Raw genomic sequence first — 21737 nt, 5'->3', positions numbered from 1 at the left:
GCCTGCCTTTTTTATATTGGTAACAAAGTAGATTGAAACGTCAAATGCTGACTTTTTTCGTAGCTGTCTGCTGCACATGCTCCATAAACAGTTTAAACAAGTTCAGCATTGAAATATGTTCTTTTGCCATCATTTCTGGATGCCACTGGACGCCGACTACAAATTGATTTCCTTGTTTTTCAATGGCTTCAATGACTCCGTCTTTTGCCCATGCGGAAACTTCAAAGCCTGGCGCTATGTCTTTAATCGCTTGATGGTGAAATGAATTAATAAGAGCTTGATTACCGTAAAGGTCATGTAGGCGTGTTCCGTCTTTAATCATGATGGAATGAGAAGGGTCGCTTGTATTGTTGTATTGATCATGTTTGATAAATGACTCTTTAATGTCTGACATGTCTTGATAAAGCGTGCCGCCGTAAGCAACGTTTAAAATTTGTAAACCGCGGCAAATCGCTAATACGGGCTTTCCTTGATCAATCACATGCTTTAACAATAGATGTTCAGACTGATCTCGTGCTAAAAAAGGTGAACCTGTTTTTGTTGTCGGTTCTTCACCGTATAAAAGGGGATTGACGTCTTGTCCACCTGATAAAATCAACCCGTCTATATTTTCTGCCTGCGCTTTAATCATTTCTTCATCTTCTAGTACTGGCAAGATAAAAGGAACTCCGCCGCTGAGCGCTGTTGATTCGATATAGTCGTTATTCACATACGCTCGCTTATAGCCTGGAAAGCGTCCTCCTTGATCCACAATAATGCTTCCTGATATACCAATTAAAAATCCCACTGTTGTTTTCTCCTTTTTTGTTAAATTACCATTTCTTAAGATGTTTTTTCTTTTTTACTGCGTTGATAAAGTGTTTTCAATCGCTTGCTTTATAAGAAATAAACGGTTCTTTTATTCAACTATTATACATATATACCATATTTATTTAATAGAAAATGGTATAATAGCCTCTGTGTGTCAAAAATACTAATTGCCAAAGGTAGAAGGTAGTGCTACAATTGTTCACATTCCTACTATTCTTCTTATTATAGTCGGATTAAAATTTTATACAAGGAAATAGGAGTGATTTTAGTGAAAAGGACTTATTTACTTTTCATCTCTCTTTTAACCATTGTCCTCATGGTAGCAGGGTGCAGTGGTAACGCAAGTAAAAATACTTCAAGTGAAAAAGAAGGAAAAGAAGGCGGAACGCTAAACGTCGCGTCTCAAAGTGAGCCAGCAACGCTAGATGCTCAAATCACTGGGGACTCAGATGTGAAAGATGCAACGCGCAGTATCTATGAAGGGTTAATGATTTTAGACGACAAAGGAAATCCTAAGCCTGACTTAGCGTCTAAAGTAGATATTAGCGATGATAAAAAAACATACACGTTCCAATTAAGAAAAGGGGTTAAATTCCATAACGGTAAAGAAATGACTGCAGATGACGTTGTCGCTTCTATTAACCGCTGGATTAAGCTATCATCCCTTGGGAAAACAAACTTCTCTGGTGCTGAAATGACAAAAACCGGTGATTATACGGTAGAGCTTCATTTACCATCACCAAATGTTAACACGCTATCTTTATTAGCTGATCCAATCCCCGCAGCAGCTATTTTACCAAAAGAAGTGGTTGACAATGCATCTGATGAAGGGATCAAAGACTACATAGGAACAGGTCCATATAAAGTAAAAGAGTGGAAGAAAAATCAATATCTTTTATTAGAAAAATTTAAAGATTATTCTTCGAAAGGCCGCGAAGTTAAGAAAACTCCTCACGTCGATGAAATTAAGATTAGTTTCGTAAGCGATGAGTCAACTAGGATTTCTGGTATTACAACCGGACAATTTGACGTTGCGCTATCTGTATCAAGCGATAATGCCAAACAAGTTGAAGGCAGTCAAAATGCAAAAGTAGAAACATCACCAGGCGGATTTATGGGACTTTTCTACAACGCAGATAAAGGCGTCTTTAAAGACATCAATGCGCGAAAAGCAGTTAACGCAGCTCTTAACTCAAAAGATATCTTAGACAGTTCTTACGGAAGCTCAGATTATTACAAGCTTTCTTCATCCATTGTGAACAAAGAGTATCCAAACTACTACAGTACAGCTGGAAAAGAAGAATATAACCAGCATGATAAGAAAAAAGCAAAAGAATATTTGAAGAAATCTGGTTATAACGGAGAAGAAATTCGCTTAATGGCGTCTCGTGATTACCAAGATCAATACAATACAGCTGTTGTGGTTCAACAAGAATTAAAAGACATCGGTATGAATGTAAAATTAGAAGTATACGACTGGGCGACATTCAGCGATAAAATGAGTGATACAAACCAATGGGACATCTATCCTGTTGACTGGAATGCTCGTTCTACCATCTTCCAAGGATTCTGGACGACAAAAGGTACATCAGTTGAAAAATCAATGGACTACTTAAACAAAATTAAAGCTGCTCCTTCTGTTAAAGAAGCTCGCGGTGACATTGATGCCATCCAGCAATACGTATGGGACGAGCTTCCGTTCACACTTATTGGTCATAAAGTGAACATCAATGCCGTTTCTAACAATTCAAAAGGCTATGAGTATAATTTAGGTCCAATTTTCTACAATATGAGTTTAACAAAATAATATCTTATTATTCTAGTAAACAGAGGGCTTATGCTCTCTGTTTTAGAAAGGAGTTTACGATGGGAGCTTATACACTTAAGAGACTTTTTGCACTAATTCCTGTTTTATTCATTGTATCTATTGTTGTGTTCTTAATTACACGCTTAACGCCTGGGAGTCCCGCAGCAATTATTTTAGGACAAGGCGCAAGTCCGGAGCAAATTGCAGCGCTAAGCAAAGAAATGGGATTGGATGAGCCTGTTGTCAATCAATACTTTATCTGGCTATCTAACATCTTTCACGGAGATTTTGGTTATTCCTACTTTTTAAATAAACCTGTGCTCGGGGCAATTTGGGATAACGTAGGTCCTACGGTTTCTCTAGCTATACTTGCGCAAATTTTTGGCGTGGTGTTTGCTTTACTATTTGGTATATATGCAGCTAAACATAAAGGAACGATTCGTGATGAAAGCATTATGGGAGCCAGCCTTTTAGGTATCTCTATTCCTAGCTTTCTTCTCGGTTCATTCCTTATTTTGCTTTTTGCTGTACAGCTTCGAATTTTCCCTGTTTCAGGATACGTTCCGTTAAATGCCGGATTATTTGAATACTTAAAGTATTTAGTTTTACCAACGATTACGCTTGGAGCGATTCAAGCTGCATTAATTACGCGTATGACGCGTTCATCTTTACTCGATACCATTTCTGAAAACTTTGTTAAAACGGCAAAAGCAAAAGGATTAAATGAACGCACAATTATGCTTAAGCATACGCTGCGCGTGAGTTTTTTACCGATTTTAACAGTTATCGGAGAATCATTTGCGGGACTTGTGACCGGAGCGGCAGTAACAGAATCATTATTTAACATCCCGGGATTAGGTCAGCTGATTGTTTCATCAATTGAACGCCGAGATTACGCGCTTATTCAAGGAGCTGTACTTTTAATTACGGTTGCTTACGTGGTCATCAATTTAGTTGTTGATTTGCTGTATGCCGTGATCGATCCGCGTGTACGCAATTCTTATCATGATTAAAGGAGGGTGATGAATGTGAACGCACAACAAAATACAGAGACCATTTCAGTACCTGCAAAGAAAAAAAGAAACCCAGCGGCAGCGCGTTTCTTCTCAAATCGTTTGCTAGTAAGAGGAGCGATCCTTATTTTATTATCTATTTTGATTGCTGTTTTTGCTCCGCTCATTTCTCCTTTTGGCAGTTTACAAATCGACCCTGCAAATCGATTAGCACCGCCGTCAAGCACGCACTGGTTTGGAACGGATAACTTTGGGCGAGATGTATTTAGTCGGACAATGTACGGCGTCAGAATATCGTTAATGATTGGAGCCGCAGTAACGATTATTGCTACTGTACTTGGTTTAATCGTTGGACTTTTATCTTCTTATTATAAAATTCTTGATTATATTTTAATGAGAATTTGTGACGGCTTGTTTGCTTTCCCGTCTATTTTACTAGCAATTGCCATCATGTCTGCTTTAGGACCTAAAACAAGCAATGTTATTATCGCACTGAGCCTTGTATTTATTCCTTCGATTGCGAGAATTGTTCGTTCAGCTGCGCTTGTTGTAAAAGAAAAAACATTTATTGAAGCGCTAAAAGCTCAAGGAGCAAGCTCACTTCGAATCATTTGTTTTCATATGGCGCCAAACGTCTTATCGCCTTTAATCGTTCAAGTAACATACGTGTTTGCCGTGACGATTTTAACAGAGGCTTCGCTAAGCTTTTTAGGAGCCGGAATTCCTGCGCCAACACCAAGCTTAGGAAATATGCTGTATGACGGAAAGCTTGCGATTTACAACGCGTGGTGGATGACCGTGTTTCCGGGTGTATTTATCATTTTAATTGTACTTGGCCTTAATTTATTTGGTGACGGTCTGCGCGATTGGTTAAATCCGAAAAACGTAATGCTGAAGAAAAGGAGGAAAAAACGTTGAGTAACGCCCTTTTAAAATTAGAAGACTTACAAGTAACTTTTACAACGTATAGCGGAGAAGTAACGGCTGTTGACAATGTATCTCTTCAATTAAATAAAGGAGAAGTATTGGGCATTGTCGGTGAATCCGGATCTGGAAAAAGCGTAACGTCCGAATCTATTCTTCAGTTATTAGATGAAGACCTAACAAGCTACGATGGTAAGATTTTGTTTGAAGGAAAAAACTTATTAGACATGTCTTCAAAGCAAATTCAAAAGCTAAGAGGAAACGAAATCTCAATGATTTTCCAGGATCCCATGTCGTCATTAAATCCCGTTATGCCAATTGGAAAACAAATTGCTGAAGTGATTCGTCTGCATCAAAAAGTCTCTAAAAAAGAAGCGCAAAAGAAAGTCGTAGAGCTTTTGAGATTAACCGGTATTCCGTCTCCAGAACAGCGAGCAAAAGAGTATCCGCATGAAATCTCGGGAGGAATGAGGCAGCGCATTATGATTGCGATGGCTTTAGCCTGTGAGCCGAAGCTTCTTATTGCCGACGAGCCAACAACGGCTTTAGACGTAACCATTCAAGCGCAAATCCTTGACCTTATGATGGATTTAAAAGACAAGCTCAACATGGGCGTGCTGTTCATCACCCATGACTTAGGCGTTGTCGCTAATATTTGTACAAAAGTAGCCGTGATGTATTTAGGACAAGTGATGGAAGAAACGGACGTTAAAACGCTGTTTTCAAAGCCGCTTCACCCTTATACAATGGGCTTAATTAAGTCGGTTCCTCACTTAGATGGCGACAGAACACAAGAACTTTCGTCCATTCCCGGAACGGTTCCGCCGCTTTCAAACGTGCCAGACGGCTGTCGTTTTGCACCAAGATGCCCGTTTGCAACGGAAAAATGCCATAAAGAAGTACCTGTTTTAGAGCATGCCGATGAGACGCATCGGGTTCGATGCTGGCACTATGAAAAAATTCAAGAAGGAGAGGTTGCGTATGTCTAGTGAAGCAAAGCAGCAAAGCGCCAAGCCCTTGCTTGAAGTTCGCAACCTGCAAAAATACTATCCGGTTCGTTCAGCTTTAGGAAAAGCAAAAGGCCAAATTAAAGCGGTTCAAGATTTATCTTTTGATATTTATGAAGGCGAGACGTACGGATTAGTAGGTGAATCTGGGTGCGGGAAAAGTACAGCGGGGCGCACGCTTTTAAAGTTAGTAGAACCAACGGGCGGGGAAGCACAATTTAATGGAGAAAGTATTTTCGAATCTAAAGCATCACGCTTACGGATGATTCGTAAAGATTTGCAAATGATTTTCCAAGATCCGCATACTTCCCTTAACCCAAGGAAAAAAATTGGGGCTTCCATTCAAGAAACATTAACAATTCATAATGTAGGCGCCAAAAGCGAACGAAAGCAGCTTGTCATTGAATTATTAAAAAAGCTTGGGTTTAACGAAGAAGATTACAACCGCTATCCGCACGAATTTTCAGGCGGCCAGCGTCAGCGCATAGGGATTGCGCGTTCGTTGATTTTAAACCCGAAGCTTATCATTTGTGATGAGCCGGTTTCAGCACTGGACGTATCTATTCAAGCACAAATCTTAAACTTGCTGCGCAGTTTGCAAAGAGAAATGAAGCTTTCATATCTCTTTATCTCCCACGATTTAAGCGTTGTAAGACATATTGCAGACCGCGTTGGCGTAATGTATTTAGGAAGATTAGTAGAAGAAGGGCCAACAGATGAGATTTTTTCAAATCCTCGTCATCCTTACACAAAACTTCTTTTATCATCTGTCCCGGCAATTCACGAACATGAAAAGCGTGAAAAAATTGAGGTTAAAGGTGAAATTCCTTCTCCTCTTAATCCACCTTCAGGCTGTGCGTTTCATAAAAGATGCCCGTTCGCATTTGACCGCTGCATGAAAGAAACACCTGAAGATACAGTGATTGATAGCAAGCATAAAGTAAAATGTCATCTATATAGTTAAGGTGAAAATCTGTAGCGATAGAGAAAACAAACATATTGATGCAGCAGCATAATTGAATGAATAGAAATGAAAAAGTCACTAGTACATCTAGTGGCTTTTTTCTTTGAAACATCGGGTTCCAAGGGTAGTGAAAAGTCATTATTTAGCATATTAGATTCATTTTTATATAAAAGATATGAATAACCCTTACTAACCTACCTATCCTAATATATGGAGATATGAAAACAAAACGTGTTATGATGGTATCGGTGATAATTATGGGTAAAAAAGCAGACAAAACGAACGTAATGCGAATTTTAGATCAGAAAAAAATTGAGTACAATTATTATTCTTATGAAACTAAAAATCTGAGTGGAGTACAGGTAGCTACTTCGCTCGGAGAGGATCTTGCTAAAGTCTTCAAGACACTTGTGACCGTTGGAAAATCAAAAGAACATTATGTCTTCATGGTACCGGTTGAAAAGGAGCTTGATTTAAAGAAAGCGGCAAAAGCAGCTGGTGAAAAATCCCTAGAAATGATTCCTCAAAAAGAGCTGTTGCCTCTGACAGGATATGTTCACGGAGGGTGTTCTCCTATCGGGATGAAAAAGCAGTTCACAACCTTCATTGACTCTACGGCAGAAGACTGTGAAACGATTTACTTTTCAGGCGGGCGTGTAGGTCATCAGATACAGCTACCACTAAGTGACTTATCAAAAGTAATTCGTATACGTCCGGCAGACATCACAAAAGGTAGTTAAAATGTAGTTCCCTTGAGCGAAACGCACTTAGACATAAGCGTTTCGCTTTTTTAGTTGGTTCAATTACTGTTGGAATAACAAAAACAAAAGTAAAAAGACAGAAAAAATGATATTATATAGTTAATATATGGAAACTTTATAAAAAGGATAGGAGGACAAAAATGATTAAATCAATTATTGGTGGGTTCATTTTATCTTTTATACTTTTAGTAGCATGTACAATAGCTAACGTAAATTCAGAAACAGTACTTTTCACCGCTTTCATTATATTAGTGGGGCTAGCTCTTATCATATCTGGAGCAGCTGTAAGCGGTGATCGAATGAGAGCTAACCTTTCCACAGAATCAAAAGCAGACAAGAAGTGGAGAATAACAAATTCTATAAACCTTATGTTAGCTGCCGCTCCAGTTCTCGGGGTATTTCTTCTCATTCATTACTTTGTATAGTTTATTCTTCGACATGTAAGAGCAACCCGCAAGGTCCTAAAAAACAAACTAATTATTCATAAGATAATAGCGAAAAGAGGTGCTAGGATGAAAGAAATCACTTCAACTATGGTGAACCCGACAATAAAAAAGCTGTTATCTTATGCAACTTTAGAAGAGAAGGTTGATGGAGAGTATAAAAAATACACGTGTTTGCCAAGTCGGAAATTATATAGTATTGAAGTAAATGGAGACACAGTTAGCTGTATAGGAGTTAAATTTCTTAACGCCAAGGAAGCTGTTATAAAACATATAGCTGTTTTACCAAAAGAGAGAGGGAAAGGAATAGGAAGCAGCATGATTCGCTTTCTTTGTAAGAACTATGATATACATTCTATTTTTGCTGAGACAGATAAAGAGGCAGTAAACTTTTATTCTAAGTTTGGCTTCCAAATAACAAGTTTAGGTGAAAAATATCCCGGAGTGGAGCGCTTTTTGTGTGAATTTAAAGTTAAATGAGATAAATTTTGGATTGCAAGAAAAAGAGAGCTGCAAGATGACCAATAACGAAAGCAAATAAAAGGCATTCAAAATATGATATAATACATTTAGCAGCTCCTTATATTTATAGGGCTAAAATTACATACAACTTAACATCAAAGAAGCTAAAGGCCGAGAGTAAAAGAATATTAATTACCGAACAAATATGTTTTGTTTGCGATAACAAAAAGCCTCTAAAAAGAGGCTTTTCTTTATAAAAAAGATTGACAGAATATTTCAATATCATTTTATTTTGGTTCTTGAAATTCCAATACCTTAAGAAATACATAATAATAAAAGACATTTTTCATCTACTTAACTAAAGGTTTTTTAAAAGGAGACAGCTATATCTTATGTATGTTACACTCCGCCCGTTTTGTTTTATTTTATCTATTATCTTATTTCTAGCTTATCTTCCGGTTTCTGTAAAAGCAGAAACTGTACCCAATAAAAAAGCAAATTACGCAGCCGAAAAAAATACATACCGCATTGCTGGAGAAAAACATCTTGCGCCTTTTTCTTACGTGAACGATGAAGGAGTATTTACTGGTTTTAGTATTGATATGCTCAATCAAATAGCGAAAGAAGAGAATGTGAAATTTACATATATTCCAATGGATCTTTATCAAGCAACAAAAGCACTGCAAGAAGGTAAAATTGATGCCATTATGGGCTTGGAGTATTCGGCTAATCAAAATCAAGTGTTTAAGTTTTCCGATCCATATTTTACGATGGCAGATGCCGTAGTCATTCCAAACTCATTAAAATCCTCGGTTACATCTTTAACCGATTTACGAGGCAAAACAGTTGCCATGCGGGAAGATAAAATCTCCTTTGAACTGCTGATGAATGTAAGAAACATAGAGTTTCAAGTGGCTTTAAATCCAGAGGATGCGCTCAATCTCCTGTTTTTAAATCGGGCTGATGCTTTTTTTTCAAACAAGTGGACCGCGGAATTTTATCTTGAGAAATCAAAGAAAAAAGGACAGTACATTATACTCGATAATGTAGGAATACCTTCAGAGTTTGCGGTTGCAACTCGACCTGAAAACACAAAATTTTTATCGATCATTAACCGTTCAATTTCACGTATGCAGGCGGATGGAACATATCAAGAACTATATAGAAAATGGTTTGTTTCTTCTTCAGAAGAACGCCTAAAAGAATTGCGCAATTGGATTGTTTTTCTTCTTATTATAGTTGTCTTAACACTAGGTAGTTTATTTACCATATATCTTTGGAACAAGCGATTAAAAAAAGAAGTGAAAAAACGTACATCGGCGCTTGCTGATGCGAATCAAAAGCTGCAGATTCAGCAAAAAGCAATTTTACAGGCGCATGCATTTCAGACACAAGTTATGAACCATATGTATTACGGAATTCTCACATTTGATCAATCGCTAAACCTTACAACTATCAATCAGCGGGCAAAAGAAATTCTTCTCATAGAGGATAAAACATTTCAATCTAGTCATATTCATCAACATCCGCTTATCCAGCAAATTTTTAAAACGTATAATACGATAAAGCAATCGCAAATGGCATTGCCATTTACAAAAGAAATTCAGCACAAACAAAATGGAGAAGTCTATTTTGTATTGTATCGAGTAATTCCGCTTTATGAAGATACAACTAAAATGAACGGTTATTTACTGACACTAGCCGATCGTTCTGAAGAAAGACTGCTTGAGAAGAAGTTAGCAACTCAAGAGAAAATGCGTGCGTTAGGTCAGCTGGTCGCAGGTGTAGCACACGAAATTCGTAATCCGCTTACATCCGTAAAAACGTTTATTGATTTGCTGCCAAATAAATATGAAAATCCAGAGTTTCGAAAAGAACTGTCCAAGCACGTTCCAGAAGCACTGAGAAGAATGAATCGTATTGTTGAAAGTTTAGTAGATTATGCCCGGCCTAAATACCCTCAGAAAATAGCTTTTGACGTAGAAACATTTATAAACTCTGTAGCGGTTATTATTAGCCCTACGTTAAAAAAGAAAGCGGTTCACTTATCTCTTGATATTGAACCGGGTATGCGTCTTTACAGTGATCCCGATCAAATTAAACAAATTATGCTAAACCTGATGTTAAATGCGCTGGACGCGATGGAAAGCAGTCCTCGTAAGGAGCTCTCTATCAGGGCTGTAACAGAAAATGGATTGGGTTTTATTAATGTTAGTGATACAGGAAAAGGCATAGATGAAAAAGACGTCCCACATATTATGGAACCTTTCTATACAACAAAAAAGCAGGGAGTGGGTCTTGGTTTATCACTATGCTATCAGTGGATAGAAGAGAATAATGGAGAAATTACGATGCAAACAAAAAAAGGAAATGGTACAACATTTACGATTGTCTTGCCTGTTACGAAAGAAAAAGGAGGCCATTCATATGAAACCGACTGTTCTCATTCTCGATGACGAACCTGCTATTGGTTCATCTCTTCGTTTTGCTCTAGAAACAAACTACGAAGTGACCAATCTTACAGAAGTACCGGAAGCTTATCAATTTTTACGCAGTCAGCCTGTCCACGTTGTTTTGCTGGATTGGCGACTCGGCGAATATAATGGGCTTGAAGTGCTAAGTAAAATTAAAGACATTCAGCCTCAAACATCCATTATTATGATGACGGCTTACGGGACGATTGAATCGTCTATAGAAGCTATTAAAAGAGGAGCTTACCATTACATTACAAAACCTCTTGATATTGAAGAGCTTCATATATTAATTGAAAAAACGCTTGAACACCAGGAGCTTCATGATAAAGTTCGTGAATTAAGCGAAACGATTGAGAAAATAAAAGGCTACGATCAAATGATTGGTGAAAGTGCAGCTATGAAACAAGTTTTTTCGATTATTAATAGAGTAAAAGACATTGATTCGAACGTGCTTATATTCGGTGAAAGCGGTACTGGAAAAGAGCTAGTAGCGCGAGGGATTCACCGGCAGGGAAAGCGAGCAAACGGACCGTTTATTTCCGTTAACTGTGCGGCTATTCCAGAGACTTTACTTGAAAGTGAACTTTTTGGTTTTGTAAAAGGCGCCTTTACAGGAGCTACTCGCAATCAAAACGGGAAAGTAGCCGCAGCTGATGGAGGAACTCTTTTTTTAGATGAAATTGGTGAGATGCCTCCGTCGTTGCAAGCAAAAATGCTTCGATTTTTACAAGAAAAAGAAATAACGCCTCTTGGCTCATCGGAAACAAGAAAAGTAGATGTTCGGATTGTGAGTGCCACTAATAAAGAATTAAATCGTATGGTAAAAGAAAATGGCTTTCGCGAAGACTTATATTTCCGCTTGAATGTCATCCCTATCACACTACCGCCATTACGGGAACGGAAGGAAGATATAGCGCTGCTTATTCCATACTTTTTGCAAAAATACTCAGAAGAAATGGAGAAACCGCTTTGTGTGCTGTCTTCAGATGCATATAAAAAGCTTTTAACGTATGATTACCCTGGAAATATAAGACAGCTAGGAAACATTCTTGAATATGCCGTTGCTATGACCAAAGATGGAACGATTATGGAAAAAGATTTACCTATAACTGTTCAACACGAACAAGAGACTTCTTTGTCACGCTATGAGAATGAGAATTTCACCGAAGAAACAAAATTAATTAATATTCCAATTAACTACACGATGAAAGAAGCAGAACAGCTAATTATCGAATCAGTCCTTGAAGAGTGTGGAGGCAACCGCAGAAAAACAGCTCAGGCACTCGGTATCAGTGAACGAAGTATCCGTAACAAACTTCATCTTTACCGCACAATTCAACAAAAGGAGGCAAAAAATGCCGAGTAGGAACATATTTCCGTTTCTACCCGGCATTTTTTGCCGGGTTCTTGTCAGTTCCTCTGCCATTTAAGCGTTTTTTGTTGGCACGAAAATTGCAACATATTATTGTAAGCGCCCACATTAAAGAAAATAGAGGTGAATAAATGAAAAGATATATAGGGGTGGCGCTCGTTTTCTGTTTACTATTTATCATAGCCGTCTTAAATAGAGATTTACTAACTATTCATAAGGAAAAAGAAAACAGCACTGACTCTAACGCAAAGGCTAGTGAAGGGTTTGACGACAAACCGCTTACTATTGTAACAGGAGGACCAACAGGTGTTTACTTTCAGTTAGGCAATGCTCTAGCCAGAGTTTATGGAGAAAAGCTAGGAATCCAAGCCAGCGTAGAGACAACGGACGCTTCTGTAGAAAATATTAGTAAAATTGCGCAAAAAAAAGCCGAGCTCGGCTTTTCGATGGCAGATATGCTGGCAAGTTCTCGGGGAAAAGAAAAAGCCGTAATTAATAAGAAAGATTTATCCAATGTAAGAGCAGTAGCTTCTTTATATCCAAACTATATGCAAATTGTAGCTCTGAAGTCGGCTAGAATTCATACGCTTCAAGATTTAAAAGGGAAAAACGTGGTAGTAGGAGCGCTTGGCAGTGGTACAGAGGTATTGGCTATGAGAATTCTAAACAGCATGGACATCAGCACTCAGGATTTTCATGCACGGTTTCTACCTTTTTCTGAAGGGATTGAAGGAATTAAAAATGGAACCGCAGATGCAGCTTTTCTTTCTTCTGGATATCCTAACTCAGGAATTACAGAGTTAGCCTCAACGAACGAAATGGAACTGATTTCAGTGCCTGAAGAAGTGACAGAAAAATTAAAAAAATCATACCCGCCACTAGGGAGTGGGATGATTCCGGCTGATACATATAAGGATGTCAACACAGAAACAAAAACAGTCATGGTTAAAAACCTTTTGATTACTAATAAAGATATGCCGCAAAAAAAAGTATATGAACTGACAAAAGCTTTGTTTGAAAACATAGAAGAGCTTGAGCAAACAAATAGCTCTGCTGAAAAAATAACGTTAGCAAAAGCGGTAGAACAACTTCCTTTACCACTGCACCCCGGTGCAAAAAAGTATTATGAAGAAAAAGGCATTATAAAATAAACTAAATCTTTATCTATAAAGTTGTACAGAAGAAAACACTACTTAAAGAAAAGAGGGATTAATTATGGCTCATACTAGTGAAGCTGCAAACAACAGGCGTGTTACAAGTAATATTTTTAAAGGATCTGTTGGAAATTTAATTGAATGGTACGATTGGTACGTTTACTCTGCTTTTGCCGTCTATTTTTCATCGCAATTTTTCCCAGAAGGCGATCCAACAAGTCAGCTGCTTAACACAGCCGCAATCTTCGCTGTTGGTTTCTTAATGCGTCCAATCGGTAGTTTGCTAATGGGACGCTATGCCGATCGATATGGTCGCCGTGCTGCGCTTACCTTATCTATTACCATCATGGCGAGCGGTTCTTTGATTATCGCTTGTACCCCTAGCTATGGCACAATAGGGTTATTATCTCCTATTATTCTAGTACTCGCACGTTTGCTTCAAGGAATCTCCTTAGGGGGAGAATACGGAACGTCTGCAACTTATCTTTCTGAAATGGCAAGCAGTGGGCGAAGAGGATTTTATTCAAGCTTTCAGTATGTAACGCTTGTTGCTGGTCAGCTGGTAGCATTAGGTGTTCAAATTATTCTGCAAAACGTTCTTAGTGAAGCAGATATGATTTCATGGGGCTGGCGTATTCCTTTTGTTATTGGAGCCATCGGCGCGCTAAGCGTTTTATGGCTGCGACGTACGATGGATGAGTCAGAGCAATTTTCTAAAATGGACTCTGAAAGCCGTGAAAATGCAGGGACTATTAAAGCACTTATGAAGCACCCTAAAGCAGTGTTGACCGTTATTGGTTTAACATTAGGAGGAACGGTTGCATTTTATACGTATACAACGTATCTACAAAAATTCATGGTAAACAGTGTAGGGCTGGATAAAGGGGTCGTAAGCTGGATTAACTTCTGTGCGCTGCTTGTATTTGTTGTCATTCAGCCAATAGCAGGGATGCTATCTGATAAAATTGGACGCAGACCTCTGTTAATGAGCTTTGGTATTTTGGGAACATTGCTGACTGTACCGCTGTTTCTTTTTATGAAACAAGCACATAACCCAGTCATGGCCTTTCTATTAATGACAGTTGGACTTATCATTGTAACAGGCTATACATCTATTAACGCTATTGTAAAAGCTGAGCTTTTTCCAACGGAAATTCGAGCTCTTGGTGTAGGATTACCGTACGGACTTACAGTTGCCATATTTGGAGGGACAGCAGAATTTATCGCCCTATGGCTGAAAAGTATTGGCCATGAATCAATTTTCTTCTTCTATGTAGCAGGGTGTATTGCCATCAGCTTTCTTGTTTATTGGCGTATGGGAGAATCCTCTAAAGATTCATACATAGAGTCCGAGTTGAAAACAGATGACAAAGACGACAACATCCCGCCAAATAATGTGAGTTTTTAATTTTGCTTAAACAAATAATCGTTCGATAACATAAAAAGGACTGGCTATAAAAAGCCAGTCCTTTTTTATACACTTAAAAGATATTTATTTTGTAGTTGGTTCAGAATAAGGAAAGATAGGGTCTTTTAAGCTAAACTCACGCGTGCCTTCTTCGATAAGACCCACTGTTTTATCGCTATCGTAGAGGGCTAACAGAAATTCAGCCATTTCTTTTGCCGTGTGATACTTAGCAACTTTCCCCTTATACTCAAAGCTGTCTGTGCCAAACGAGCGCTGAGCAAACTCTGTTTCCGTAGCAGCAGGGGCTAATACTTTTGCCTGCATTTTAGCTCCTTTTGTTTTTAGTTCCTGAGCTATGCCTTCTGTAAATGCACTTACATAAAATTTTGTGGCGGAATACGTAATGGAAGTAGCTACTACGTTATAGCCTGCTCTTGAAGAAATATTGATAAGCTGTGTGCCTTCAACGTTTTCATAATCTTTTACAAATAAAGATGAAAGAATGGTTAATGCCTCGATATTTAAATGAAGCATTTTCTCCACTTTATTTAAATCTTGATCTGCAATCAAACTAAAATCTCCAAAGCCTGCGTTGTTAATAAACGTTTCTAGTTCATAACCTTGCAACGACTTATAAAACTCATGCGCGTTTTCTGCAGTTGATAAATCAACTGATTTAATAACAACGTCGACGTTCTGATGGTTACTTGTAATTTCAGTTTTTAACTCCTCTAATTTATCTTCTCGGCGAGCAGCTAAGATAAGGTTTTTGCCACGCTCTGCAAACGCTAGAGCCGTTTCATATCCAATTCCTGAACTTGCTCCGGTGATGACTGTATATTTCATGTGTATGTCTCCTTTTATCACAAATTTATCTCACTGATTAGCAGCGGGATGCATTCGAAATGAAGTTCATTATCTTTGTCTAATATTCCACGCGTATACTTGTATTAAACATACTAAATCACCTAAAGTTGTTACCCAACGCAGAGCGTAACTTACTCTATGAATTTGTACCACTAAAGAGTGAAGAGAAAAATAATGAAAGACATATATGAAAGATAAGATACATAATAAAAGGATTATTTTGTGATATAACGAAATAGAGAGTATATACATCAGAAATAGAGAGAGGGTAAACTCCGTGAATACTTTATGTTCCTTTTTTATGAATCCAGTTTTAAGCGCTTCAACTTTTTTAATAGAATTACAGAGTGCGTTCTTTCGCCCTATTTGGAAAGAGTATAATTATGATGATTACTTTACCTACAAGGTATATGTTCCAAGTACATATACTGGGTTAAGTAAAGTACCATTAATCGTTATGCTTCATGGATGTCAACAAGATGCAGATGATTTTGCTGCGGGTACGGAAATGAATAAGCTAGCGGAAGAAAAAGGTTTTATTGTTCTCTATCCCCAAATGAATTACTTTGCTAATTCCAACGGGTGCTGGAATTGGTTTTATGAGTATAACCAGTTTCGCGGGAATGGAGAGCCAGACATAATAAAAGATATGATTGATCACATAACCACTAAATATGCGATTGATTCTACTAGTATATACCTTGCTGGCATGTCAGCTGGAGGCTTTATGGCGAATGTGATGGCTATTGCTTATCCTGATATATTTAAAGCGGTAGGCATTCATTCAGCAGGCAGTAATGCGTATGCTGTAGACCTCATAACAGCCGGAGAAGTTATGCTATATGGATCTCTAAATCCTGAATTTGACGGTGATGAAGCTTATAAGAAAATGGGACCTTACGCACGGCCTGTTCCCATCATTACGTTTCATGGCCAATCAGATACAACAGTTAATCCAATTAATGCGTCTACATTAATTCAGCAGTGGATTTATACATATAAGTATTTCGGTATCGACCTACATGAAAATGCTGCTTCTTACACTTCAAGGGAAAACGAAAATCATTATAGTTACATAACTTATGACTACGTAGATGCAGAAAATAAAATCTGGATGAAAAAAATTATGGTAGAGGATATGGGGCATGCATGGTCAGGTGGAAATGACAATGGATCAGATACTGATTCAAAAGGTCCTAATGCTTCAAAAATGATGTGGGATTTTTTTGAAGCACAGAATGATTAAATAAAATATGAACGAGCGATCAAGATGTACTACTAAATAACATCAGCCTTCATTTTTTTGAAACAAATAATTGTCGATCAACAGTAAAAAAGGATCTTATCGAAAGATCCTTTTTCTGTTATCAACCAGCATTTCTTAACAAGTAGCTTCAAACCGATTTAACAATACATCTAGATCCTGACTGATTTTAATCGTATTACTACTTGTAAACCCTTCTTCTAGTGCAATCATCATCATCATTTTTCGTATAAATTCTATCTTTATCAGCAGTAGCCTACATTTGAAACACATTAAGTTTCCTCCACTTGCCACGTCATTTTAAAGGTTTAAATTATTGAATTTTTTATGTAAAAACGGTTCAAATCTAAAAATAGAACCTAAAAAATATAGTAACAAATAGATAGTGTCGAAGTCTGTCGTATTTTAAATTCAGATATTTTCATTTAAAATGAATTGACTCTTAAACGTTTTGCTGGAAGCTTCGCTCTGTCTTAATTATGATTGTTCCACCGGTTGTAAATAACTGACGGAGTAACAGAGCTTACTCTGTTTTTTGGATATAGGCATAATCAGATTACATTTAGGGATGTTAACATAAGATTGGACTTATTTAAGTTAGTCAACTTTAAACCAAAACATATCTTTTTTTCATTTATTGGTTTCTGTTTAACTATTTATGGCTATCAGGCACTGACAAATAAAGATAAATGATAGGTGAGGGCCGTTTCTAACCGCTATAGACTTTGTAAAAAGCGCAACAAAAAAGCGTCTGTTAAGACGCTTTATATATAATACATATACTGCTCTTCTTTATTGGCATGTGTTGTTTCATGGATTATTTCTTCCGGGATATTGGACGTCCGGTTAGTAAAAAGCATAAACAACGCAATAATTGATGCCACAAAACCTAAAGTAACAATCACAATAAATCCCTCCCTTTAGAATATATATTCTACTTTCATCTTCATTTTCCTATATTTATTTTATACCCTTATTTTATTTTCTCAACACATAGAATAAAAAGAGTGTATGCATCGCCTGAATATCCATCCAAAGTAAATACAATCAAGGGAGCTTAAAAAAGTAGGAAACCATAAAGATTTCTTCGTATTCGGGGCATGAATCATTAAAATTATTAATCATTAAGATAACTTATTTATATTGTACGAATGAAAGAAATTTATATATATTAAAAATACGAAATATTCATTAAATTATACGAGGGTTTGTTTTAAGTTAAAAAGAAAAAAGCTGCTGCTTTAAAGGCAACAAGTAAGCAGTATAAGATTAGGGAGTTACACGGAATATAAAAGTTATAGAAATGAATACAAGTAGAATTCTTTTTGCTCAAATATTCACATAGTTTTCATTCGTAAAAAAGACTGAAAATTTTGATAATAAATTTCACTTTTATTAAGGGGGACTTTTTATGACAACAACGGTTTTAAATGTATCAACTTATTCTTTTTATCTTAACGGTGAGTGGAAAGAAAGCAAATCAGGGCAGACGATCGATATTGTTTCTCCATACCGTCATGATGTGATTGGAAAAGTGCAGGCTATCACAAAAGAAGAAGTCGATGAAGCGGTACATGCCGCACAGAAAGCTCAGAAGGGGTGGGCGGAAACTTCTCTGCAAGACCGTGCCAAATATTTATATAAGTGGGCAGATGAGCTGGTAAAAATGCAGAGTGAAATTGCCGAAATTATTATGAGAGAAGTTGGAAAAAGCTTAAAAGATGCAAGGAATGAAGTCGTACGCACGGCAGATTTCATTCGCTATACAGTTGAAGAAGCTCTTCATGTGAACGGAGAAAGCATGAAAGGAGATAGCTTTCCTGGAGGTTCTAAGTCAAAGGTTGCGATTGTTGAACGCGTGCCTTTAGGCGTGGTACTCGCGATTCCTCCTTTTAACTATCCGGTAAATTTGTCTGCTGCTAAGCTTGCGCCTGCGCTTATTTCAGGAAATGCAGTTATCTTCAAACCCGCAACGCAAGGAGCGATCAGCGGTATTAAGATGATTGAAGCTCTTGATCAAGCAGGGATTCCACAAGGACTTGTAAACGTCGTAACGGGCCGCGGATCTGTAATTGGTGATTACTTGGTTGAACATAAAGGCATTAACATGATTTCGTTTACCGGAGGAACAAATACGGGTAATCAGTTAGCTAAAAAAGCAGGCATGATTCCTCTTGTACTAGAACTTGGAGGAAAAGACCCGGGTATTGTATGTGAAGATGCAGATTTGCAGGAGGCAGCAAAACATATTATAAGCGGAGCATTTTCTTATTCGGGTCAGCGCTGTACAGCTATTAAACGTGTACTTGTACATGAAAAAGTGGCAAACGAGCTGGTCGACATCCTAAAAGAAGAAGTACATAAACTATCAGTGGGTTCTCCTGAAGATGGATGTACAATCGTTCCATTAATTGATAGTAAGGCAGCGGACTTTATTCAAATTTTAATTGCAGACGCGCTCGAAAAAGGTGCAGAAGTTGTGACTGGGAACAAGCGTGAAGGCAACCTTATCTATCCTACTCTTTTAGATAACGTGAATGATACTATGCGTGTAGCATGGGAAGAACCATTTGGTCCTGTGTTACCAATTATCCGCGTCGCTTCTGACCAAGAAGCCATTGACATCGCAAACGAATCAGAATTCGGCTTACAAGCAAGCGTTTTTACAAAAGATATTAATAAAGCCTTCTCAATTGCAAATAAAATGGAAGTCGGTTCCGTTCAAATCAACGGCCGCACAGAACGCGGCCCTGATCATTTTCCTTTTATCGGCGTAAAAGGATCCGGTATGGGCGCTCAAGGCATTCGTAAAAGCATTGAATCCATGACTCGTGAAAAAGTAACGGTATTAAATCTTCAATGATTGAATTCCAAGAGCTATCCAAATCGAGTCAGTAACATGTAGAGAATCTCATGGAAAAAAGCCTGTGCTCCAAAAAGCACAGGCTTTTAAACGTCTTATTTACCTATCACTCGATTCCATCTTTATAGTTCTTATGCCAGTTTTTATCACCTTTGTGCTCGATATCTTCAACGGTTTTTTCGAGCTCTGACATAATGAGTGTTTTTACTTCATAGATGGTATCAAAAAAAGCTTTCTCTTCATCCGGATTCGGCTTTATTTTGGCTGCTGCCGAAATATCAACATATCTGCGATGTTCAGTTGTTAATTTATCAAGCGCATCAAAAATATGAGAGGTCAGAACAGCAACCTCCTTATGATTATCAGGCAGTTTTTCTTTTAATGTTTCAATTCTTTTATCCATGTTAAAGTCCCCCTATAACGTGTTGTATTTATGTAACTTTCCCACTAATAAAAATGAATAACCTTAAAAAGTAAAAAAATATGGGAATTAGCACGTGAAACAAAAGTATACTACAGGATATCATGTTAAAGTGAAAAAACGGTGAAATGAGTGGCTATATTTTTGCATAGAGGGTATGTAATAAAGGTCGGTTTTTTTGAAGAGATAGTTGCCTTAAGACACATTGAAGCACACAATCAACATAAAAATTCATCTATTTTTAATAGATGATGACCTTTTATGACTACTTTTTACGATTTTATGATTTTTTTTGAATGAATTTGATTGTTTTTGATGATTTTTCGAATAATCTGATATATAATGAAAGCGTAAACAGTAAAACATGTCGGTTGGTTAAGAAAAACATCCACAAAAATGGGATTCGTTATTACATAAAATCAGACCTCTGTTTTTATAAAAATAAATAGAATTTGAGAAAAGGAGAATGAGGATGGACATATTGGATGCAAAAGTAGTGAATACAAAGTACGGTTTAGAAACATATCTGGATGTATCAGAAAGCGTAGAAATAAAAGAAATTCATATGCCGAGTTCAGAGAGCCAATCTCACAAAATTAAATTTGGAATCAAGTATTTTCTTTTAAGAGAAGGAAAGTATTACGATAGCCAAAAAGGTTATTTTTGGCTTTGTATGAATCACGATTTTAGCAGCCTTATGCTGAGTGAAACGGAAACAGAGAGTTTGTTTGCAGTTAAAAGTGAAGAAGAAAGAGAAGCAACAAAAACGCTGTTAGCAGAATGGTTTATCCAAACAAATGCGTACAAAGAAGTCATCAACGAATGTATCCATCAGATTAAAACGGAGAATATTCGTACAGAAGAAGACATTGAAGACCGCGTGGACGCCATACAATTTTTAGAAAAACTAAAGGTATTAACTGCAAAAGAGATTGAAAACGCTTCTATAGAAAATCTATATGCCCTGCAGCAAATTGGCTAGGCGATAGTTCACGCAAGTTGAGATGCAGATTGATGTACAACAATAAGGAGGAATAGTGAGATGAAATTTTTTATTGATACAGCAAACCTTGAGGATATTAAGAAAGCATATAAAGTTGGTGTTCTAGCAGGTGTAACAACCAATCCATCTTTAGTAGCAAAAGAAGGCGTAAGATTTGAAGACCGCATCGAAGAAATTCTTCAAATGGTACCGGAGGTTGAATCCGTTTCCGCTGAGGTAACGCCTGACGCACTTTCTGCTGAAGACATGATCGCTCAAGCTGAAGAACTGATTAAAATTAACGATGGAGATAAAAACATTACGATTAAGCTGCCTATGACATTAGCTGGCTTGGAAGCGACGCGCTACCTTGCAAAAAAAGGCGTAAAAACAAATGTAACCCTAATCTTTACAGTAAACCAAGCGCTTTTAGCAGCTCGTGCTGGAGCGACGTATGTTTCTCCATTTTTAGGACGTCTTGATGATATTTCAGAAGACGGAGTACAGCTGGTATCTAAAATTGCTGAGTTATTCCGCGTTCAAAACATCGACTCTCAAATTATCGCCGCATCTGTAAGACACCCGGATCATGTAACGCGCGTAGCACTTGCAGGGGCTCATATTGCCACAATTCCATACGCTGTTATTGAGCAATTAGCAAAACACCCGTTAACTGACCAAGGAATGGAAAAATTTGCAGCAGATTGGGAAAAAGCAGTTAAAGCTTAACCAAAAGTCATA

21 protein-coding genes are annotated in these 21737 nt (G+C 37.6%); 16 read left to right on the top strand and 5 right to left on the bottom strand.

The features are described from left to right. Positions 1-40 precede the first annotated feature (40 nt). Positions 41-787: a gamma-glutamyl-gamma-aminobutyrate hydrolase family protein gene (locus AC1VNJ_RS18420; RefSeq protein ID WP_482641159.1), complete on the bottom strand. Its 747-nt coding sequence runs from the start codon at positions 785-787 to the stop codon at positions 41-43. Positions 788-1078: 291 nt separating this feature from the next. On the opposite strand from AC1VNJ_RS18420, the gene AC1VNJ_RS18415 reads away from it, so the two are divergent. The 12 genes from AC1VNJ_RS18415 to AC1VNJ_RS18360 all read left to right on the top strand — a co-directional run bounded on the left by AC1VNJ_RS18415 (position 1079) and on the right by AC1VNJ_RS18360 (position 14599). Then, positions 1079-2617 carry an ABC transporter substrate-binding protein gene (locus AC1VNJ_RS18415; RefSeq protein WP_033578690.1) on the top strand — a complete coding sequence of 513 codons (1539 nt, stop codon included), beginning with the start codon at positions 1079-1081 and terminating at the stop codon, positions 2615-2617. Between the two features lie 59 nt (positions 2618-2676). Next, a complete protein-coding gene (locus AC1VNJ_RS18410) occupies positions 2677-3630 on the top strand; it encodes an ABC transporter permease (protein WP_028413754.1) in 954 nt (317 codons plus the stop codon). A gap of 9 nt (positions 3631-3639) precedes the next feature. Further along, the gene (locus AC1VNJ_RS18405) at positions 3640-4548 is read left to right on the top strand and encodes an ABC transporter permease (RefSeq protein WP_182028626.1); all 909 of its coding nucleotides are present in this window, start codon (positions 3640-3642) and stop codon (positions 4546-4548) included. Further along, on the top strand, positions 4545-5543 hold the full coding sequence (locus tag AC1VNJ_RS18400; protein WP_014460576.1) for an ABC transporter ATP-binding protein: 999 nt from the start codon (positions 4545-4547) through the stop codon (positions 5541-5543). Before AC1VNJ_RS18405 ends, AC1VNJ_RS18400 begins: the two co-directional genes overlap by 4 nt. Further along, the gene (locus tag AC1VNJ_RS18395; protein WP_098999832.1) at positions 5536-6525 is read left to right on the top strand and encodes an ABC transporter ATP-binding protein; all 990 of its coding nucleotides are present in this window, start codon (positions 5536-5538) and stop codon (positions 6523-6525) included. The genes AC1VNJ_RS18400 and AC1VNJ_RS18395 overlap by 8 nt, the downstream gene beginning before the upstream one ends. A gap of 257 nt (positions 6526-6782) precedes the next feature. After that, on the top strand, positions 6783-7265 hold the full coding sequence (gene ybaK, locus AC1VNJ_RS18390) for a Cys-tRNA(Pro) deacylase (protein ID WP_482641167.1): 483 nt from the start codon (positions 6783-6785) through the stop codon (positions 7263-7265). 161 nt (positions 7266-7426) lie between these two features. Beyond that, the gene (locus AC1VNJ_RS18385; protein ID WP_028413748.1) at positions 7427-7711 is read left to right on the top strand and encodes a DUF5316 family protein; all 285 of its coding nucleotides are present in this window, start codon (positions 7427-7429) and stop codon (positions 7709-7711) included. 87 nt (positions 7712-7798) lie between these two features. After that, positions 7799-8209: a GNAT family N-acetyltransferase gene (locus tag AC1VNJ_RS18380; protein WP_034264713.1), complete on the top strand. Its 411-nt coding sequence runs from the start codon at positions 7799-7801 to the stop codon at positions 8207-8209. 374 nt (positions 8210-8583) lie between these two features. Continuing rightward, positions 8584-10647 carry a transporter substrate-binding domain-containing protein gene (locus AC1VNJ_RS18375; RefSeq protein WP_328174193.1) on the top strand — a complete coding sequence of 688 codons (2064 nt, stop codon included), beginning with the start codon at positions 8584-8586 and terminating at the stop codon, positions 10645-10647. Further along, positions 10619-12031 (top strand): sigma-54-dependent transcriptional regulator, encoded by a 1413-nt coding sequence (locus AC1VNJ_RS18370; RefSeq protein ID WP_028413745.1) that lies wholly within the window; start codon positions 10619-10621, stop codon positions 12029-12031. Before AC1VNJ_RS18375 ends, AC1VNJ_RS18370 begins: the two co-directional genes overlap by 29 nt. Before the next feature lie 137 nt (positions 12032-12168). Then, a complete protein-coding gene (locus AC1VNJ_RS18365) occupies positions 12169-13188 on the top strand; it encodes a TAXI family TRAP transporter solute-binding subunit (protein WP_328174194.1) in 1020 nt (339 codons plus the stop codon). 64 nt (positions 13189-13252) lie between these two features. Continuing rightward, a complete protein-coding gene (locus tag AC1VNJ_RS18360) occupies positions 13253-14599 on the top strand; it encodes an MFS transporter (RefSeq protein WP_049164058.1) in 1347 nt (448 codons plus the stop codon). 84 nt (positions 14600-14683) lie between these two features. On the opposite strand, the gene AC1VNJ_RS18355 is transcribed toward AC1VNJ_RS18360, so the two are convergent. Continuing rightward, positions 14684-15445 carry an SDR family NAD(P)-dependent oxidoreductase gene (locus AC1VNJ_RS18355; protein WP_482641158.1) on the bottom strand — a complete coding sequence of 254 codons (762 nt, stop codon included), beginning with the start codon at positions 15443-15445 and terminating at the stop codon, positions 14684-14686. A 298-nt stretch (positions 15446-15743) separates the two neighbouring features. On the opposite strand from AC1VNJ_RS18355, the gene AC1VNJ_RS18350 reads away from it, so the two are divergent. Next, on the top strand, positions 15744-16712 hold the full coding sequence (locus AC1VNJ_RS18350) for an extracellular catalytic domain type 1 short-chain-length polyhydroxyalkanoate depolymerase (RefSeq protein WP_328174196.1): 969 nt from the start codon (positions 15744-15746) through the stop codon (positions 16710-16712). Positions 16713-16847: 135 nt separating this feature from the next. Here AC1VNJ_RS18350 and AC1VNJ_RS18345 read toward each other — a convergent pair whose 3' ends face one another. Both AC1VNJ_RS18345 and AC1VNJ_RS18340 read right to left on the bottom strand, forming a co-directional pair. Further along, positions 16848-17003 (bottom strand): aspartyl-phosphate phosphatase Spo0E family protein, encoded by a 156-nt coding sequence (locus tag AC1VNJ_RS18345; RefSeq protein ID WP_016763750.1) that lies wholly within the window; start codon positions 17001-17003, stop codon positions 16848-16850. Between the two features lie 491 nt (positions 17004-17494). After that, positions 17495-17635 carry a hypothetical protein gene (locus AC1VNJ_RS18340; protein WP_014460568.1) on the bottom strand — a complete coding sequence of 47 codons (141 nt, stop codon included), beginning with the start codon at positions 17633-17635 and terminating at the stop codon, positions 17495-17497. Positions 17636-18141: 506 nt separating this feature from the next. On the opposite strand from AC1VNJ_RS18340, the gene AC1VNJ_RS18335 reads away from it, so the two are divergent. Then, a complete protein-coding gene (locus AC1VNJ_RS18335; protein WP_482641157.1) occupies positions 18142-19593 on the top strand; it encodes an NADP-dependent glyceraldehyde-3-phosphate dehydrogenase in 1452 nt (483 codons plus the stop codon). 106 nt (positions 19594-19699) lie between these two features. Here the strand turns inward: AC1VNJ_RS18335 and AC1VNJ_RS18330 are convergent, their stop codons facing one another. Next, a complete protein-coding gene (locus tag AC1VNJ_RS18330; protein ID WP_028413740.1) occupies positions 19700-19996 on the bottom strand; it encodes a hypothetical protein in 297 nt (98 codons plus the stop codon). Between the two features lie 490 nt (positions 19997-20486). Here AC1VNJ_RS18330 and AC1VNJ_RS18325 point away from each other — a divergent pair, with 490 nt between their 5' ends. Together AC1VNJ_RS18325 and fsa are read left to right on the top strand one after the other, a co-directional pair. Next, positions 20487-20996, top strand: coding sequence for a hypothetical protein (locus tag AC1VNJ_RS18325; RefSeq protein WP_034264650.1), 510 nt, complete (start codon positions 20487-20489; stop codon positions 20994-20996). A gap of 60 nt (positions 20997-21056) precedes the next feature. Further along, on the top strand, positions 21057-21725 hold the full coding sequence (fsa, locus tag AC1VNJ_RS18320; RefSeq protein ID WP_013082751.1) for a fructose-6-phosphate aldolase: 669 nt from the start codon (positions 21057-21059) through the stop codon (positions 21723-21725). Positions 21726-21737 lie beyond the last annotated feature (12 nt).

The organism is Priestia sp. 3CA3 (assembly GCF_056836725.1).
Note: the sequence above shows the minus strand (reverse complement) of the source record. Positions and strands in the feature narration are given on the sequence as shown.